This is a genomic window from Myroides sp. LJL115, assembly GCF_054871665.1.
The window spans coordinates 17,408-35,160 of the sequence record NZ_JBTXLS010000002.1 but is presented as its reverse complement, the minus strand read 5'-3'; the positions used below and the strand labels follow the sequence as shown (position 1 = coordinate 35,160).

General features: G+C 34.2%; 15 protein-coding genes. 14 read left to right on the top strand and 1 reads right to left on the bottom strand.

What is annotated here, in order from left to right:
• Positions 1 to 11 precede the first annotated feature (11 nt).
• Complete coding sequence (locus tag ACYSNX_RS00875) at positions 12 to 749, bottom strand: RDD family protein (protein WP_461752802.1); 738 nt, start codon at positions 747 to 749, stop codon at positions 12 to 14.
• Positions 750 to 772: 23 nt separating this feature from the next.
• Here ACYSNX_RS00875 and ACYSNX_RS00870 point away from each other — a divergent pair, with 23 nt between their 5' ends.
• The 14 genes from ACYSNX_RS00870 (at position 773) to ACYSNX_RS00805 (ending at position 17,719) form a co-directional block, all read left to right on the top strand.
• On the top strand, positions 773 to 1,750 hold the full coding sequence (locus ACYSNX_RS00870; RefSeq protein WP_461752801.1) for a stage II sporulation protein M: 978 nt from the start codon (positions 773 to 775) through the stop codon (positions 1,748 to 1,750).
• A 15-nt stretch (positions 1,751 to 1,765) separates the two neighbouring features.
• Complete coding sequence (locus ACYSNX_RS00865) at positions 1,766 to 2,689, top strand: hypothetical protein (protein WP_461752800.1); 924 nt, start codon at positions 1,766 to 1,768, stop codon at positions 2,687 to 2,689.
• Complete coding sequence (locus ACYSNX_RS00860) at positions 2,664 to 3,515, top strand: DUF4129 domain-containing protein (RefSeq protein ID WP_461752799.1); 852 nt, start codon at positions 2,664 to 2,666, stop codon at positions 3,513 to 3,515. Before ACYSNX_RS00865 ends, ACYSNX_RS00860 begins: the two co-directional genes overlap by 26 nt.
• The gene (locus ACYSNX_RS00855) at positions 3,508 to 4,713 is read left to right on the top strand and encodes a DUF4350 domain-containing protein (protein WP_461752798.1); all 1,206 of its coding nucleotides are present in this window, start codon (positions 3,508 to 3,510) and stop codon (positions 4,711 to 4,713) included. The genes ACYSNX_RS00860 and ACYSNX_RS00855 overlap by 8 nt, the downstream gene beginning before the upstream one ends.
• Positions 4,714 to 4,726: 13 nt before the next feature.
• Positions 4,727 to 5,725, top strand: a complete 999-nt coding sequence (locus ACYSNX_RS00850; protein WP_461752797.1) for an AAA family ATPase — start codon at positions 4,727 to 4,729, stop codon at positions 5,723 to 5,725.
• 121 nt (positions 5,726 to 5,846) lie between these two features.
• Positions 5,847 to 7,073, top strand: a complete 1,227-nt coding sequence (locus ACYSNX_RS00845) for a DUF58 domain-containing protein (protein WP_461752796.1) — start codon at positions 5,847 to 5,849, stop codon at positions 7,071 to 7,073.
• 1 nt (position 7,074) lies between these two features.
• Entirely contained in the window at positions 7,075 to 7,872 is a 798-nt protein-coding gene (locus tag ACYSNX_RS00840) for a TrmH family RNA methyltransferase (protein ID WP_461752795.1), read from the top strand.
• A 208-nt stretch (positions 7,873 to 8,080) separates the two neighbouring features.
• Positions 8,081 to 10,285 (top strand): RelA/SpoT family protein, encoded by a 2,205-nt coding sequence (locus ACYSNX_RS00835; RefSeq protein WP_461752794.1) that lies wholly within the window; start codon positions 8,081 to 8,083, stop codon positions 10,283 to 10,285.
• Between the two features lie 168 nt (positions 10,286 to 10,453).
• Positions 10,454 to 10,912, top strand: a complete 459-nt coding sequence (locus ACYSNX_RS00830) for a Fur family transcriptional regulator (RefSeq protein ID WP_461752793.1) — start codon at positions 10,454 to 10,456, stop codon at positions 10,910 to 10,912.
• Positions 10,913 to 10,961: 49 nt separating this feature from the next.
• Positions 10,962 to 12,233 carry an adenylosuccinate synthase gene (locus tag ACYSNX_RS00825; RefSeq protein WP_461752792.1) on the top strand — a complete coding sequence of 424 codons (1,272 nt, stop codon included), beginning with the start codon at positions 10,962 to 10,964 and terminating at the stop codon, positions 12,231 to 12,233.
• Between the two features lie 119 nt (positions 12,234 to 12,352).
• On the top strand, positions 12,353 to 14,155 hold the full coding sequence (locus ACYSNX_RS00820; protein WP_461752791.1) for an OstA-like protein: 1,803 nt from the start codon (positions 12,353 to 12,355) through the stop codon (positions 14,153 to 14,155).
• 161 nt (positions 14,156 to 14,316) lie between these two features.
• The gene (locus ACYSNX_RS00815; RefSeq protein WP_461752790.1) at positions 14,317 to 15,510 is read left to right on the top strand and encodes an aspartate aminotransferase family protein; all 1,194 of its coding nucleotides are present in this window, start codon (positions 14,317 to 14,319) and stop codon (positions 15,508 to 15,510) included.
• Positions 15,511 to 15,534: 24 nt separating this feature from the next.
• The gene (locus tag ACYSNX_RS00810) at positions 15,535 to 16,935 is read left to right on the top strand and encodes a tetratricopeptide repeat protein (RefSeq protein WP_461752789.1); all 1,401 of its coding nucleotides are present in this window, start codon (positions 15,535 to 15,537) and stop codon (positions 16,933 to 16,935) included.
• A gap of 46 nt (positions 16,936 to 16,981) precedes the next feature.
• Entirely contained in the window at positions 16,982 to 17,719 is a 738-nt protein-coding gene (locus ACYSNX_RS00805; RefSeq protein WP_461752788.1) for a shikimate dehydrogenase family protein, read from the top strand.
• Positions 17,720 to 17,753 lie beyond the last annotated feature (34 nt).

Sequence of the window (17,753 nt, the reverse complement as noted above, 5' to 3'; positions counted from 1 at the left end):
CCGTAAAATAATTAAATCCTAGCCGTTAAAAAGTTGTAATCTTTGATAATAGTGGCTAAAAAATCTTGATTACTTTTCTCTTTTGGCTCAATGCCCAAAGTTGTTGTAACCTTTTTAGTCAATCTATCTAATAGGCTAACATCCTTAGTTCTAAGATAATTGTGATAAGCCCTTACAATGATAGCCATATCTTTGTCGCTAAGGCTAACAACCTGTAAATATACAGGTTTATATGTATCTTCCACTTCCTGGTAGATAGATTGTTGCAATCCTCTTTTAAATGCAAGTTGGTTGATTACCCCACAATGCGATAAGATATCCCCTAAACGCTGGTTTTTAGAACTAAATACAATACTTAGTATGCCTATAATACCACTAAAGGACCAAATATCTATTAAACGCATGACCCATCGGATAAAATAATCAGAAGCACTTGCTTGGCTACCATCTATTTTAATAACCCTTAATCCCAATACCTTCTTACCAGGTGTGCATCCTTGTAATAGAAGTTCAAAAATAAAACTATACATTATAATAGGTAAGAAAATAATTACCCCAATGGCCATGGTCATAAAATTATCAGAAATAGTGTAGTTTTTGAATAAATTATTCCAAAGAATAAAAATAAGAAGAAAATAAAGCACCATAAACAATAAATCCAGAAAGAATGCAAAAATACGTTTACTTAAGGAAGCATTATTAAAAGAAATAATGATGTTTTGTGTTGTATTAATTCTTAAATTAGCCATGAATCAAGTGTTAAATTATCCCAATGAGAGAGGTTTCTTTTATAAAAAAAAATAGAGAGCAGTGGCAAAAGTATGAAGATATGCTTAAGTCTTATAGCCCTTTATCCGCGGATGATTTATCTAGTATGTATATTTCATTACTCAATGATCTAGGATATGCCCAAACTTTTTACCCACACAGTAAAGTTACGCAATATTTAAATGCCCTGTGCGCACAAACTTACCAAAAAATCTATAAAAGGAAACGAGCAAAACACAATGTAATAGAACATTTCTTTTTACAAGAAGTACCCCTTTTATTATACCAATATCGCTCCTATTTGTTTTTTAGTTTGGCTTTGTTTTTAGCCACAGTATTCATTGGGGTAATTTCCAGTTATTATGACCCTAGTTTTGTACGCCTAGTTTTAGGAGACGAATATGTAAATAGAACCCTGGAAAATATAGCTAGTGACGATCCTATGGCTATTTATAAATCAGGAGGAACTTGGTCGAGTTTTACTATTATAGCCGCAAATAATCTCTATGTAGGAGTGCGTTTTTTCCTCTATGGTATATTTGCCGGGGGTGGTACACTACTCTTCTTATTACACAATGGCATAATGATTGGGTCATTTCAATATTTTTTTATTGCACAAAATTCTTTTTGGGAGAGTTTTAAAGGAATTTGGTTACATGGTTTCTTAGAGGTAATAAGTATGGTCATAGAGGCTTGTGCAGGATTTATTGTAGGAGGAAGTATATTATTTCCCAAGACCTATTCTAGGGTACAAAGCTTTCAAATAGGTTTTAAAAATGCCTTAAAAATCTTTCTTGCCACAGTTCCATTTACCATCGTGGCAGCTTTTATTGAAGGTTTTATAACCAGGTATTCCAAAGAAATGCCCAATATACTTAACTACAGTATTCTTCTACTGACTTTCACTAGTATCGTATATTATTTCTTTATCTTTCCTTATAAGGCAAAGAAAAGACAACAACAACCTTTAAAAGTATACTAACCAACACAATTCAAAATGATTAACTTACGCCAACCCAAAGATTTTGGTACTTATTTACAAGACACTATCGACCTTTTCAAAACACAGGGAAAGTCGTTTTTAATGGACTATTTAAAACTTTGTGGTTTATTACTTATTATAACTATTGGTTTAAATCAAATACTTTCCTCCTCTTCCTATGAGTTTATTAACCAGCTTAATACAGGAGAATTTGATTCCGAAGAATTTTTCTCTCCAATAAATACATTGACGCTTTTTATCATCTTTATCCTATCAACCATTATTAGTATTATTACTTTTATTTACCCCATGTACTTTTTAAATCTATATGGTCAAAACAAGAGAGATAAAGCATCAGAATATAAAACTTTAGTAAGAAAAAACGGATTTAGAGCCTTTGGTTTTCTTTTCTTTAGTACCCTTTTACTTATTCCAATAAGTATGATTGCTGTTGGTATTTTTGGAGCCTTAAGTATTATTCTTATCGGTATTCCTTTATTGATACTATTTTTCCCTACTATGGCCAGTTTCTTCACTTTGGCTTTCTATGACTATATGCTAAATAGAAATGACTTTTTCGCCTCCTATGGGGTGAGCTTTAGAATGCTAAAGGCCAATTTTGGGGCTATTTTAGGTAATGGATGTATTATCTTATTGCTTTCTACAATTCTCATCTCTATTCCAGCTAGTATCTTGCAGTTTATAACCTTTGGATCTATCTTACAAGGATTAGAAAACCCACAACCATATGATCCTAGTCTACCGACACAAATAATCACTGTTATTCTAGCAATCATTACCTCATTATTCTCCTATTTAGTCTACCTCGTTTTTATGATCAACCAAGGAATTGTGTTCTTTAGTGAACAAGAAAGAAGAGATAACACAAATATTGATAATCTAATTGAATCCATTGGAGAACAAGACAAACCATTTTAGCTGCTATTTATATGTGCTTTTAATTGGATTTTCCCTCCACTGTAAAGCCTTTGTATTACCACCTACAACTGTATTAAAAGATACTTTGAAGGTGGCAGTACCCGATACATTAGAGCCTAATCAAAGCTCCATTATAGCTTTGCCTATAAAAAAAGTCAATATATTACCTTTAAAAAAGGAAGTGGATTCTGCCTTAGTGTCTAAAAAATTTCAAGCAAATTTTAAACCAAAATACCAAAGAGACCCTTTGTTTAATTATGCAGAGCAAACCCCATCTACATGGAGTAAAATAAAAAAGTCTATTGATCGTTTTTTATCCTCTTTTTTTAAGCCACCTGAAGTTAACTCTTCTACTTTTTATTGGTTGATTGATGTATTAAAAGTCTTAGGTGTTGTAGCCCTTGTTTTATTGGGTTACTATGTCTATAAAGCAATTCGACAAAAAGACATTTATTGGTTGTTTACAAAATCTTCTAAAAACTTTCAGGTAGATTTACAAAAAATACAAGATAATCTAGAAGCTACTGATTTTCAAGAGTTGGTTCAAAAGAGTGTGCAAGGGCAAAACTACACCCTGGCAATCCGCCTATATTACCTATGGCTTTTACAGCATTTAGAGAAAAACAACCATGTTGTGTGGGATAAGCAAAAGACAAATAAAGATTATCAAAAAGAAATTAAAAACCCAAAATTACAACAAGAATTTACCTATGCATGTTATCTATATGACAACATTTGGTATGGACAACATTCTATCGATAAAGCCCAATTTGACAAGGCAGAGCATTGCTTTTTAACCCTATTAAAAACCAATGACTATGCGTAAATTAATCCAACAACTTGTTTTTGGGGTTTTTATAATAACTATCTTTATAGTTCTAACAAAACAAAGTCAAAGGCCTCCAGTGGATTGGACCCCCACTTATAGCTCATCGGATAAAATCCCTTATGGGCTTTATATCCTTAATCAAGAATTACCCAATTTATTAGAGCAAGATTCCGTTGTAAAAGTCAATGAATCCCTTAGCCTTTTTTTAGAGCAACAGAGCCTTGATTCTACCTCTATTTCTAACTTACTGTATATTGGCTATAGTATGGATTGGAACAACTCGGTAAATAAAAACCTTGTTGACTATGTGGAAAAAGGTAATACTGCTCTACTTATAAATGCGTATTTCCCTCCGGGTTTTTTAGACACCTTACAAATAAAATTAGTTGATCAATTCACATTTGACAATCCAGGCAATAAAAGATTACAACTGACCAATAAACATTTACATAGCCAGCAGTTCTCTTATCAAGAGCTTACCCAATATGCCTTTGACATTCCAGATACTGCAAGGGGAAAAACATGGGTATTAGGTTATAAAACAAATTATGGAAACACGGACATTAACTTTGTCAGAATAAACATTGGCAAGGGAACCCTATTGTTATCTACCGATCCTGTAGCTTTTACCAACTACGCTCTTTTACATAGTAATAATCACCTTTACGCCCAAAGTGTCTTATCTTATTTACCTTCAGGTAAAACCTACTTCTTGGATGATACTCCTATTACAGCTAAAGAACAAAAGCCGGTATCCACCTCATTAATGCGTTTTATCTTTTTCCATCCCTCTTTAAAATGGGCATGGCAAACCCTTCTTTTTACCTTGATTGTCTTTATGGTATTTAATGCCAAAAGAAAACAGCGCGTTATTGCGCGTATACCCATGGTAGAGAACCAAAGTGTAGCTTTTTTACAAACTCTCTCTGGGCTTTACCTGCAAAATAAAGACTATGGGTCCTTAATGGATAAAAGCCTCTTTTTTACATTAGAGAAAATAAAACAGCGCTATAGTATCCCCACTCATACCTTAAACCAAGACTTTATAAATCAATTGCATATAAAGTCCAATAAGAGTAAAGAAGATATTAGCAATTTTGTACACTTTGCCCTAGAAATAAGGCATAACAATATTACACCTAACAAACAAAACTTGATTAAACTATATAAATTAAGTCAAAAAATAATGCCTTAAAATCAACTAGAATATGGACCAAGAACCTTTGAATAACCAACAAATAGAATTTCAAACACGCTTAGATTTACAGCCATTAAAACAAAGCATGGATTTAATTAGACAAGAATTACAAAAAGTAATTATTGGACAAGAACATGTTATGGATCAAATCTTAGTTTGTCTATTAGCCTCAGGTCACCTGCTTTTAGAAGGAGCCCCTGGAGTTGCCAAAACACTTATGGCTAAACTTTTGGCTCAAAGTACCGAAATTGAATTTAAAAGAATACAGTTTACTCCTGATTTAATGCCATCGGATATTTTAGGAGTCTCCATCTATAACCTAGAACGCAATAGCTTTGAGTTTAAAAAAGGACCTCTTTTTTCCAATATGGTCTTAATTGACGAGATTAATAGAGCCCCAGCAAAAACCCAGTCTGCTTTATTTGAAGCCATGGAGGAAAAGCAAATCACTATCGATTCGCACTCCTATCCTTTAAAGGGCCCTTTTATTGTAATTGCTACTCAAAACCCTATTGAACAAGAGGGAACCTACCCCCTACCTGAGGCCCAATTAGATCGTTTCCTATTTAAGATAAACATAAATTATCCTTCTTTAGAAAATGAAATAGAACTTTTACAAAGAGAACATTCCTTTACCAATACAAATAAGTTAACCCTGGTTAAACCTGTTTTAAGTTCTGAAGAACTTTTGCATTATCAAGACCTAATTAAAAAGGTACATATTGATGAGCATCTTATAGAGTACATAGCTAAAATAGTGAGTAGTACTAGAGATAATCCTTTACTTTATCTAGGAGCTTCTCCAAGGGCATCCATCGCTATATTACAAACAAGTAAGGCTTATGCTGCCATTCAAGGAAGAGATTTTGTAACTCCAGAGGACATCAAAATGGTTATCTACCCTGTCTTAACCCATAGAGTGGTACTTAACCCAGATAAGGAAATGGAAGGTTTAACTTCGAAAGAGGTAATTACAATGATTATGGATTCGGTGGAAATCCCCCGTTAATCACTAAGTATATATGTGGGAAAACATTAAAAACATTTATCTACTAAAAAGAGTATACCTGGTACTAATAAGTGTTCTCTTCTTATTTATAGTCTCTTTTTTCATACCTATACTCTACTTTTTGCCATGGAGTATTCTCTTGGGATTAAGTATAGCATTTCTATGGGATTATAGGAAGCTATTTTCCAATAAAAAAGGACTTCAAATAAAAAGAGAATTGCCGTTACAGCTTTCCAATTCCGATAAGAATTACATCCACCTAAAGATAGAAAACCATTATAACTTCCATATTAAAGTGGAGATCATCGATGAAATTCCCATTGTCTTTCAAATTAGGGACTTTCTAATTGAAATCGAACTGGAAAAACAACAACACAAAGAACACTCCTATTTTTTAGTACCTAAAAAAAGAGGAGTATATTACTTTGGACACCTTCGCGGTTTTGTCACTAGTCCACTAGGGTTATTACAAAGAAGATTCACCTTTGAAAGTCCTTGTGTTTTGTCTTGCTATCCTTCCTTTATACAAATGAAGAAATACCAAATGATTAATGTGTCCAAATCTCCTACTCTATCGGGGCAAAATGCCTTAAGAAAACTAGGGAACTCCTTAGAATTTGAACAAATCAAACCCTATGCTCCTTTCGATGATTTACGTTATGTGAACTGGAAAGCTACCGCAAAAACCCGAAGTTTGATGGTTAACCAATACCAAGATCAAACTACTCTAAATGTATATTGTATCGTAGATAAAGCAAGAGCTATGCAAATGCCTTTTGAAGGTTTAAGTTTATTAGACTACGCTATTAATTCTACCTTAGCTTTGAGTAATATCGTTTTAAGAAAAAAGGACAAAGTTGGTTTTATATCCCTTGCCAAACAAGTAGAAGACCATGTTGTTTCCAGTAATAAAACAGGGCAATTAACCAAGATTAACCAAAAGTTATACGATGTACAAACTAGCTTTGAGGAAAGTGATTTCTCGGCGCTATACCGCTTTACTAAGACCAATATACCTCAGCGAAGTTTACTTGTTTTATTCACGAATTTTGAGGCGATTCCCAATTTAAAAAACCAGATTCCCTATTTGAGAAATATTGCAAAAAAACACGCCTTAGTGGTGGTGTTTTTTGAAAATACTCTAATAGAAGAAATCAGTGAAAAGACTCCAAAAAATATTGATGAAATAGTTGACAAAGTGTTGGCAGAAAAATTTATCTTTGAAAAGCAATTAATTCGACAAGAATTACTGCGTTATGGTATCTCTTGTATACTAACAAAACCAGAGAGTTTGAGTATACAAGTGATCGATAAATATCTAAAATTAAAAGCAAAAGCATCCCTTTAAAATGACCTATAAAAAGATAGAAAGCATTCAAAATCCCTTGATAAAGTCCATTATACAACTGCAAGAGAAATCTAGAGCAAGACGTAGTTCTAATTCTTTTGTAATAGAAGGGATAAGAGAAATACAACTTGCCAAAGCTGGTGGTTATTTAATCAATACGATTCTTTTTCAAAGTGATTTATTACCTAAAGATATCTTACATGAGTTAGAAAGTAACACTAAGGAATGTATTGAAATTAGTAAAGAAGTCTACCATAAGTTAGCCTATAGAGAATCCACCGAAGGTGTTCTTGCTATTGCTAGTACAAAATCCCTATCTCTAGAGGATTTAACCCTTACAGATAATCCACTTATCTTGGTGGCAGAGGCAACGGAAAAACCTGGAAATATTGGAGCTATATTACGTTCAGCAGATGCCGCTAATATAGATGCGGTTATTATTGCCAATCCCAAGACAGACCTATATAATCCAAATGTGATACGCTCTTCGGTTGGATGTGTTTTCACCAATCAAATTGCCATGGCAACTACACAAGATACCATTGCCTTTTTACAAGAGAATAACATTCCTTTTTACAGTGCTACTCTACAAGATTCTACCGGTTACCATACCATAGATTACACTGGTCCTAGTGCATTTGTGGTAGGAACAGAGGCAACAGGGTTAAGTCAAGATTTTAGAGACCATAGTAAGCAAAATATCATCATTCCTATGAGTGGACAAATTGACTCTATGAATGTATCGGTTGCAGCTTCTATTTTGCTTTTCGAGGCAAAAAGACAACGTAACTTCCAATAACAACAAGCTTTTTGACACTTACTTAAAAAGCAATATGTGTAGTTTTTTACCCTTGTATGGTGAAAAACTACACTAAAACTTCCCTTTAAGGAGAATACTATACTTTTTCTCTATAGTGCTATAATAATTTAACATAAGGCATTAAAATCCATTGCGGTTTATTTTGTATCTTTCCTTTAAGAATTCACTCAAATTAAGGATTGCGTATATGACAGAGGCAGAAATTGAATTAGAAAATAAAGCTATTGCGCAGCAATACAAAGAATTATTAAAAATAAGCTACCAAACCTTAAGCGAGGAGGATAAAAAACTCATACGCAAGGCTTTTGACGTAGCAGTTAAAGCACATAAAGACCAAAGACGTAAATCGGGAGAAGCCTATATATTCCATCCTATTGCTGTAGCTAAAATTGTAGCCTCAGAGATTGGATTGGGAGCAACTTCCATTGCCTCAGCTCTACTACACGATGTGGTGGAGGATACCGATATTACCGTACAGCAAATAAAGGAGTGGTTCAATCCAAAAGTAGCCCAGATTGTCGAAGGACTAACTAAAATGGCCCTTTTAGAGCCAGATCCACATATCTCTATGCAGGCGGAAAATTACCGCAAAATGCTCCTTACTTTAAACGATGATGTAAGGGTGATTTTAATTAAAATTGCCGATAGGTTGCACAATATGCAAACCATGGAGAGCATGGCCGATTATAAACAGGCTAAAATCGCTTCGGAAACCCTATATATCTACGCTCCACTGGCTCACCGCTTAGGTTTGTTTAACATTAAAACCAAATTAGAAGACCTTGGTTTAAAATATACCGAACCTGCTGTTTACAAAGACATTGTAAATAGAATGAAGGAAACAACCGAAGAGCAGCAAGCCTACATTAAAGGAGTAGCGGATATCTTAAAGCATTCCTTAGACGAAGAGCATATCGAATACTCCATGAAAGGAAGACCAAAGAGTATCTATTCGATTCGCAAGAAAATGAAAGCCCAAAACGTCACCTTTGACGAGGTGTACGACAAATTTGCTCTGCGCATCATTTATAAAAGCACCCCTCATGATGAGAAATTCATAGCATGGAAAATATATTCTATTGTAACGGATCACTTCCGTCCTAGCCCTAACCGGTTAAGAGACTGGATATCGGCTCCTAAATCAACCGGATATGAAGCTCTGCACATTACAGTTATGGGGCCAAAGGGTAGATGGGTAGAAATCCAAATACGAAGTGAGAGAATGGATGAAATAGCCGAGAAAGGTTATGCAGCCCATTATAAATACAAACAAGGAGTAACAGAAGAAAATACCTTAGATATTTGGCTAAATCAATTAAAAGAAGCCCTTGAAAATGCAGAAACCGACGCAGTGGATTTTGTTGAGGACTTTAAATTGAGCCTGTACTCTAAGGAAATCTATGTATTTACCCCAAAGGGGCAAATCAAATCTTTGCCAAAAGGAGCAACTGCCTTAGACTTTGCCTTTTCTATTCACTCAGAAGTAGGTCTTCATACTAGGGGCACTAGAGTAAATGGTAGATTAGTACCACTTAACCACGTTTTAACTAGTGGAGATCAAGTAGAGGTAATTACCTCTGATAGCAAAAAACCAAGCCCTAGCTGGTTAGAGTATGCTACCACTTCTAGGGCTAGAAATAAAATTAAAAGTGCTTTAAACGAAGACATTAAAAAGATTGCTGACGAAGGTAAAGAGCAATTACAACGTAAGTTAAAGCATTTGAAGATTACCATGGATGAAAAGGTAGTCAATGAAATGGGTATTCACTTTAAATTAAAAACAAGCCAAGAGTTATTCTATAGAGTTGGAGCAGGAGTAATTGACAACAGTCAATTGAAAGAATTTGCCTCTAATCGCAATAACACTTTGTTTAATTTCTTTAAAAAGACTATCAAAAGAGCTCCTTCCTTACCTAACTTAATGGACTCTGGGGAAAAGACACCTGATCTATTGGTATTTGGAAAGGACAAAGAAAAGCTAGATTATAAGTTAGCAACTTGTTGTAACCCTATTGCTGGAGACAGCGTTTTTGGATTTGTAACAATTAACGATGGAATCAAGGTTCATAAAACCGATTGTCCTAATGCAATTAGTCTAAGGTCTAATTATGCTTACCGAATTTTACAAGCTCAGTGGATTGACAAATCTACAGCAATGAACTTTGAGGCTACCATTAATATCTTAGGATTAGACTCCTCTGGATTAACCTCCGAGATAACCAAAATTATCATGGAGAGCAATGTGGTGAATATTCGCAGTATTTCCCTAAGTGAAGATGCGGGAATTTTTAGAGGATCTATCACTGTTATTGTACAAAACAATGAGATTCTAAAGAAGATGATTAATAATATTAAAAAAATAGAAGGAATAGAAAAAGTAACAAGAGGATAACTCTTGTTACTTTTTTAAGTCTACTAGGCTAATTAATAGGGCAATAACATTGTTTTTGGCCCCCAAGCCTTTAAACAAGTAAAAAATATAGTTAATAATAATTCAATGTGGAGTTTTATGCCCTTGAAAACAAAAATAGCTATATATTTGCAGTTAAGATATTTTGACATGGGAAGTGAAAAAAATCAGGAAATAGTTAAAAACGTATTTACCAAATTCTTAGAAGAGAGAGGGCATAGAAAAACCCCAGAGCGTTACGCTATTTTACAGGAAATTTATGATAGCGAAGACCATTTTGATATCGAGAGTCTTTATATCAAAATGAAAAATAAGAATTACCGAGTTAGTAGAGCTACTTTATATAATACCATAGAAATTCTTTTAGAATGTGGTTTAGTAAGACGCCACCAATTTGGTCAAAATCAAGCGCATTACGAAAAATCGTATTTTGACAAGCAACATGATCATCTTATTTTAACCGATACAGGAGAGGTAATTGAATTTTGCGATCCTAGAATTCAGACAATCAAAAAAACTATTGAAGAAATTTTTGATGTAGAAATTAGCACGCATTCTTTGTACTTTTATGGAGTGAAGAAAAACACGCCAACCAAAGAACAAGAATAATATCTAAAGAATTAAAAATCGAAATAAACAACATTTAACAACACAAATAATGACAGTAGATTTACTACTTGGCCTACAATGGGGCGATGAAGGAAAAGGTAAAATTGTTGACGTATTAACAAAAGAATACGACATTATTGCACGTTTTCAAGGAGGCCCAAACGCAGGACATACTTTAGAGTTTGATGGAATTAAGCACGTTTTAAGAACAATCCCTTCTGGAATTTTTCATAAAAATGCCATTAACATCATTGGAAACGGAGTTGTAATTGACCCTGTAGTCTTTATCAAAGAAATTGAAGGGTTAGAGAAATTCAATATCGATATTTACACTCGTTTATTAATCTCTAGAAAAGCACACCTTATCTTACCAACACACCGCTTATTGGATGCTGCTTCAGAAACAGCAAAAGGTAAAGCTAAGATTGGTTCTACATTAAAAGGTATTGGTCCAACATATATGGACAAAACTGGTAGAAACGGTTTAAGAGTTGGAGATATTGAGCTTGCTGACTTCCAAGAGCGTTACCGTTCTTTAGCAGACAAACATGAGGCTATGATTAAGTTTCATGATGTGGAGTTACAGTATAACTTACAAGAAATGGAAGAAGAGTTCTTTAATGCTGTTGAGCAATTAAAGAAATTAACTTTCATCGATAGTGAACACTACTTACACACTGCTTTAAAAGAAGGAAAATCTATTTTAGCTGAAGGAGCTCAAGGATCTCTTTTAGATATTGATTTTGGGACATATCCATTTGTTACTTCTTCTAACACTACTGCTGCTGGTGCTTGTACAGGTTTAGGAATTTCTCCAAACAAAGTAAAAAATGTTTTTGGAATTTTCAAAGCTTACACTACTCGCGTTGGAAGTGGACCTTTCCCAACAGAATTATTTGATAAAACTGGTCAAACTATGGCTGAAGTTGGACGTGAGTTCGGGTCAGTAACAGGAAGAGCTAGACGTTGTGGATGGTTAGACTTAGTTGCTTTAAAATATGCTGTAGAAGTAAATGGAGTAACGGAACTTTATATGATGAAAGCAGATGTTTTATCTGGTTTTGATACATTAGAAGTTTGTACTAAATACTTATATAAAGGAGAGGAAATCGATCACCTTCCTTATAATATAGAACCGCAAAATATTCAGCCGATCTATCAACAAATCAAAGGATGGAATCAAGATTTGACTAAAATGACGTCTTTTGAACAATTACCACAAGAATTAAAACAATACATTAGCTTTATTGAAAAAGAAGTTGGTGTACCTGTAAAAATTGTTTCTGTAGGTCCAGATAGAACGCAAACAATATTAAAATAAGCTAATACCTTAGCGATAAAGCACCTTTTTTAAGGTGCTTTTTTTTTGCTTTTAAATAACGCCTTATAAGTGATAATTTATTGCCAACAAAAATCTTTATACGCAAATTTTACTTAAATTTGAAAAAAATTATTGACTTGAGAGCATTGCATTATATTATATTTTTTCTACTGTTTTGTTTTACTTGTTTTGCACAAACGCAAAATCAAAATAAAATCATTATTCATCATGCAGATTTTTCCGATATCAACCAAAATATCCTACCTGATGCGGTAATATTAACGGGTAACGTATCTGCGGAGCACGACGGTATGACCATGACTTGTGATAGAGCATTTTATTTTGAGAAGGAGAACTATTTAAAACTATTTGGCCAGGTACATGTGGTTCAAAAAGACACTTTAACCCTAGATAGTTCGTATGCAGAATACAATGGTAATAATGGTTTTGCTTACGCTCAAGGTGATGTAATTCTGACCTCACCGGACTCTACCCTTTTAACAGATACTTTAAAATACGATAGAAATAGAAGTTTGCTATTTTATGACTCATTTGGAACCATAAAAAACAAAGGAACTACCTTAACTAGTACCGATGGCAGGTATTATTCGGATCAAAAGAAATTCCAGTTTTTAAATGGAGTAACCATCCTAACAGAAGATCAAACTAAGGTAAATTCAGATCATTTAGATTATTATGAAGTAGGTCAACATGCCTATCTAATAGGCCCCTCTACTATTGTTAACCAAGAAAACTCTATATATACCGAGAATGGTTTTTACGATGTAGAAAAAGAAATAGCCAAACTTCTAAAAAACTCCTATATCTGGCATGAGAAAAGAAAAATAGAGGCAGATTCTATCTATTACGATAGAAATAAAGAGTTCGCTTCTGCATCTTTTAATGTCAAAATAACCGATACAATCAATAAAGCTACAGTAACAAGTCACTACGCAGAGGTATACCAAAGTATTGACTCTGTTTTTGTAACTAAAAAACCGTTAGTTAGTAAAGAGGAACAAGATGGCACGATCATGTACCTTTATGCCCCGCATATTAGCCTTTCTGGTCCAGAGAAACACCGTATTATTAGAGCCTATAATGGAGCCCGTATCTTAAGAGATAGTATGAGCGCAAAGGCAGACTCCATTGTGTCTATGGAACAAACCGGAGTTACTCAACTCTTAGGCTCCCCTGTAGTATGGAGTAAAGAAAACCAATTAAGTGGTAATATTATTGAACTATTAAACAATCCTCAGACCCAAGTATTGGACTCTTTAAAGGTATTACAAGATGCTTTTGTAATTGAAAAAGACACCATAGGCTCAGGTTATAACCAATTAAAAGGAGTGAATTTATACGGTAGCTTCCAAGATGGTAAACTCAAAGAGATAGATCTTATCAAAAACACAGAAATGATCTATTATCTATATAACGACAACAAAGAATTAGTTGGTATTGACAAAGGTATTTGTTCCCATATCAACCTATTGTTTGAAGATGGCCAAATTGCCTCTGCAACTAAATTTGTAGATCCAAGCAGTGAGATGTATCCCGAGAAAGATCTACCTTCAAATGCTAGAACTCTACGCGGTTTTTTATGGAGAGGAAGTGAGAGAATAGATTCTTTAGAGCAAATTTTTCCACAAGAAGAATTAGATATGGAAAAAGCTCTTTTACAAGAATTAGATAAAACTCAACAACGTTTTACAACCCCTATTCCATTACAAGAGCAAACCATCGAGCTAAATCCAGACTTGCTACAATTGCAACAAGAGCAAGACATAGAGGAATCCTCTTGGGTAGAACCCTCTATGGGTAACCAAGATACTATAGGTACATCTACACAAGAACTACCTCAAGAAGCTGTTTTAGAACAAAGTCAGCCTACCCCTGAAAATCAAACTATACAGGAAAAATAATACTATAAAACAGGTTTTCACTTTACGTGAAAAGTTCTTTATCTTTGCAAACAAATAAACTTACCTATTATTTAATTAATAGACAAGGGGTTACCTTATTAAAACACATAAAAAATATTTTTTGGAGCTATAGAATAACTCCTTAAAAACATGGAATTATAATGCAAAAAGATTTTTTTAAATACCAAGCGCAGACATCTCCCAACCCACTTGCAATGAGTGTATCTCATGCCAAGGGGTCCTATATATACGATACAGATAATAAAGCTCATTTGGACTTTGTTGCAGGTGTTTCCGCCTGTACTCTAGGTCATCAACACCCAGAGGTTAGTAAAGCCATTAAAGAGCAAGTAGATAAATATGCTCACGTAATGGTTTATGGAGAATACATCCAGGATCCAGCTGTGGAGTTTTGTAAGTTACTTTCTGAGCATTCGCCAAAGCCACTGAACAAAACCTATATGGTGAACTCTGGAACAGAGGCTACCGAGGGAGCATTAAAATTAGCTAAAAGAGTAACAGGTAGAAGCCAGCTTATCTCTTGCTTTAATGCCTACCATGGTAATACTATGGGCTCCATGAGTGTAATGGGATTTGAAGAAAGAAAAAGAGCTTATAGACCACTACTTCCAGATGTAGATTTTATCACCTTTAATAACGAAGAAGATCTTTTAAAAATTACCGAGAAAACCGCTGGTATTATTTTGGAAACTATTCAAGGTGGAGCTGGTTTTATACAGCCTTTTGACGGTTTTTTAACCAAAGTAAAAAAGCGTTGTCAAGAGGTAGGTGCCTTAATGATTTTGGATGAGATTCAACCAGGATTCGGAAGAACTGGAAAGTTGTTTGGATTCCAAAACTATGAAGTAGTACCCGATATTGTAGTAATGGGTAAAGGAATGGGAGGCGGTATGCCATGTGGTGCCTTTATGGCAAGTGATGAGCATATGGACACTCTGTATAGCAACCCAGGATTTGGGCATATTACCACCTTTGGAGGTCATCCTGTTATTGCTGCGGCAAGTTTAGCAGTTTTAAAAGAATTGGTGCATACTGATATTATGGCCCAAACCCTAGAAAAAGAAAAGCTATTTAGAGAATTATTAGTTCACCCATTAATTGAAGAGATTAGAGGAATTGGACTAATGCTTGCTCCAATGACTGTAAGTAGCGAAGTTACCAATAGAGTGATTCTTAAATGTAAGGAAAAAGGATTGATATTATTTTGGCTACTTTTTGAAGGTAAAGCCATCCGTATTACCCCTCCCCTTACTATTTCTGAACAAGAAATTAGACAAGGCTGTGAAATGATTATACAAGCCTTAAATGAAGTACAACAAGAGTTAGGTTTATAATTTTTTGTACAAAAAAACAAAACTATGCATTTAGATAACGAAGAAGACGAAGAATACAGATTAACCCTTTCGCGTTTTGAATCAATGCTCAAGACCAATAAAGTATTGTTCTTTGATTCCGAGGAATTTGAGAATATTATCTTACATTATTTAGATTCAGGAAAACTTAATCTAGCTAAAAAAGCACTTAAATTAGGTTGTGCTCAACATCCTAATTCAGTTGGTTTAAAGCTAGTGGAAGTAGAAATTTTAATTTTCGAACACAAATACGATCAAGTAGATCGCCTTTTAAATGAGATCCAAGAAATTGATCCCACTAATGAGGAAATATACATACAAAGAGCAACGATACTTTCTAAGAAAGGACAACACCAACAGGCTATTGCTTCCTTAGAAACTGCCCTTACTCTTACCCAAGATTTAGCAGATGTTTACTCTTTAATTGCCATGGAATACCTTCTTTTAGATGAAATTCAAAAAGCAAAAGAGAACTTTATTCTATGTCTTGAAAAAGACCAAGAGGATCAATCGGCGCTTTATAATGTTATTTATTGTTTTGACTTTTTAAGCGAAACCCAAGAAGCTATTGACTTCTTGACCCAATACATTGATAAAAAGCCTTATAGTGAAATTGCCTGGCATCAATTAGGTAGAGAGTACTTTACTTTAAAGGACTATGATAAGGCAGTTTGGGCTTTTGAATACGCTACTTTAATCGATGAATACTTCTTAGGGGCTTATTTAGAAAAAGGAAAGGCTTTAGAGAAGTTAGAAAAATACACAGAGGCCATTGAAAGTTATAATACCACTTTAGAGCTGGATGATGCTACCTCCTTTGTACTACTGCGCATTGGTAGTTGTTTTGAACAATTAAACGATTTTCCAAAAGCCTACCAATACTATAAAAGAGCGGTTCACGAGGATCCATTACTAGATAAAGGATGGATTGCCCTTACCGATATATCTATTAAGGAATGTAAATACGATAAAGCACTTTTCTATTTACAAAAGGCTATACAAATCGATGAGCTGAACCAAAAATATTGGATCAGATATGCGGTGTTAAACAAAAACACTTTGAATTTCAAAGAAGCAGAAGTAGGTTATAAAAAAGCAGCCGAATTAGGCAATTACCTAATGGAACACTGGATTGAATGGGCAGACACACTTTATATCTTAGAGCAATATCCCTTAGCTATCCAAAAGCTTTTACAAATAGCGGATTTTCACGCCAATACTGCCGAGGTGAATTACCGCTTAGCAGCGCTATATTTTATCCTACTGGAAAATGAGCAAGGGGAGTTTTATTTAAATAAAGCACTAGTTCAAGATTCTGAGGGCAGAGAAATCATACAAAGAATTTTTCCAAACATGTGGAATAATCCCTTTGTACAAAACATTTTAAGTAAATTCGACAACCAATAATACAAAAGCTATTTCACCTTTGAAATAGCTTTTTAAGCTATAAAACATGACAAAAAACTACGGATTAATAGGTAAGAACATTTCTTACTCTTTTTCAAAAAAGCACTTCACAGAAAAATTTGAAAAAGAGAATTTAAAAGATCACTCCTATCAAAACTTTGATTTGCAAAGTATTGAGGACTTCGAAGATATCTTCAAAGATCACAAAAATATAGAAGGACTAAATGTTACCATCCCTTATAAAGTGGAAGTTATCCCCTATTTAGATTCTCTAGGGAAAACAGCCAAAAAAATAGGTGCTGTAAATACTATTAAAGTAACTAAAAAAGGTAAATTAAAAGGGTATAATACAGATTGGTATGGATTTTATCATTCGTTAAAACCACTTTTAAAGTTACGTCATAAAAGAGCTTTAATCTTAGGAAATGGCGGAGCTAGTAAAGCCATTGAGTACGCCCTTGACAAATTAAAAATAGACTATACCATAGTAAGTAGAAGTCCAAAAAAGGGACAACTATCCTATGAGCAAGTAACACCGGAATTACTTCAAAAATATAAAATTGTAATCAACACTACTCCATTGGGTACTTTTCCTAATGTAGAAGATAAGCCCCTTATTGACTACGGTGGTTTTACCCCTGATCACATTGCTTATGATTTAATTTACAATCCAGAACAAACTGCCTTTTTAAAACAAGCAAGCCAAAATGGAGCAGTAACTATTAATGGTTACCCTATGCTTGTTTTACAAGCCCGAAAAGCCTGGAAAATATGGAATAAATAAGTTCTACCAACTTATTTCTATAAAGACAACGCCC

Bases quoted from the DNA above. Each gene is read 5' to 3' on its own strand.
- ACYSNX_RS00855 (WP_461752798.1), top strand. From the start codon at position 3,508: ATGCGTAAATTAATCCAACAACTTGTTTTTGGGGTTTTTATAATAACT.
- ACYSNX_RS00825 (WP_461752792.1), top strand. From the start codon at position 10,962: ATGACAGTAGATTTACTACTTGGCCTACAATGGGGCGATGAAGGAAAA.
- ACYSNX_RS00805 (WP_461752788.1), top strand. From the start codon at position 16,982: ATGACAAAAAACTACGGATTAATAGGTAAGAACATTTCTTACTCTTTT.
- ACYSNX_RS00870 (WP_461752801.1), top strand. From the start codon at position 773: ATGAGAGAGGTTTCTTTTATAAAAAAAAATAGAGAGCAGTGGCAAAAG.
- ACYSNX_RS00835 (WP_461752794.1), top strand. From the start codon at position 8,081: ATGACAGAGGCAGAAATTGAATTAGAAAATAAAGCTATTGCGCAGCAA.
- ACYSNX_RS00810 (WP_461752789.1), top strand. From the start codon at position 15,535: ATGCATTTAGATAACGAAGAAGACGAAGAATACAGATTAACCCTTTCG.
- ACYSNX_RS00865 (WP_461752800.1), top strand. From the start codon at position 1,766: ATGATTAACTTACGCCAACCCAAAGATTTTGGTACTTATTTACAAGAC.
- ACYSNX_RS00875 (WP_461752802.1), bottom strand. From the start codon at position 749: ATGGCTAATTTAAGAATTAATACAACACAAAACATCATTATTTCTTTT.
- ACYSNX_RS00815 (WP_461752790.1), top strand. From the start codon at position 14,317: ATGCAAAAAGATTTTTTTAAATACCAAGCGCAGACATCTCCCAACCCA.
- ACYSNX_RS00850 (WP_461752797.1), top strand. From the start codon at position 4,727: ATGGACCAAGAACCTTTGAATAACCAACAAATAGAATTTCAAACACGC.
- ACYSNX_RS00830 (WP_461752793.1), top strand. From the start codon at position 10,454: ATGGGAAGTGAAAAAAATCAGGAAATAGTTAAAAACGTATTTACCAAA.
- ACYSNX_RS00840 (WP_461752795.1), top strand. From the start codon at position 7,075: ATGACCTATAAAAAGATAGAAAGCATTCAAAATCCCTTGATAAAGTCC.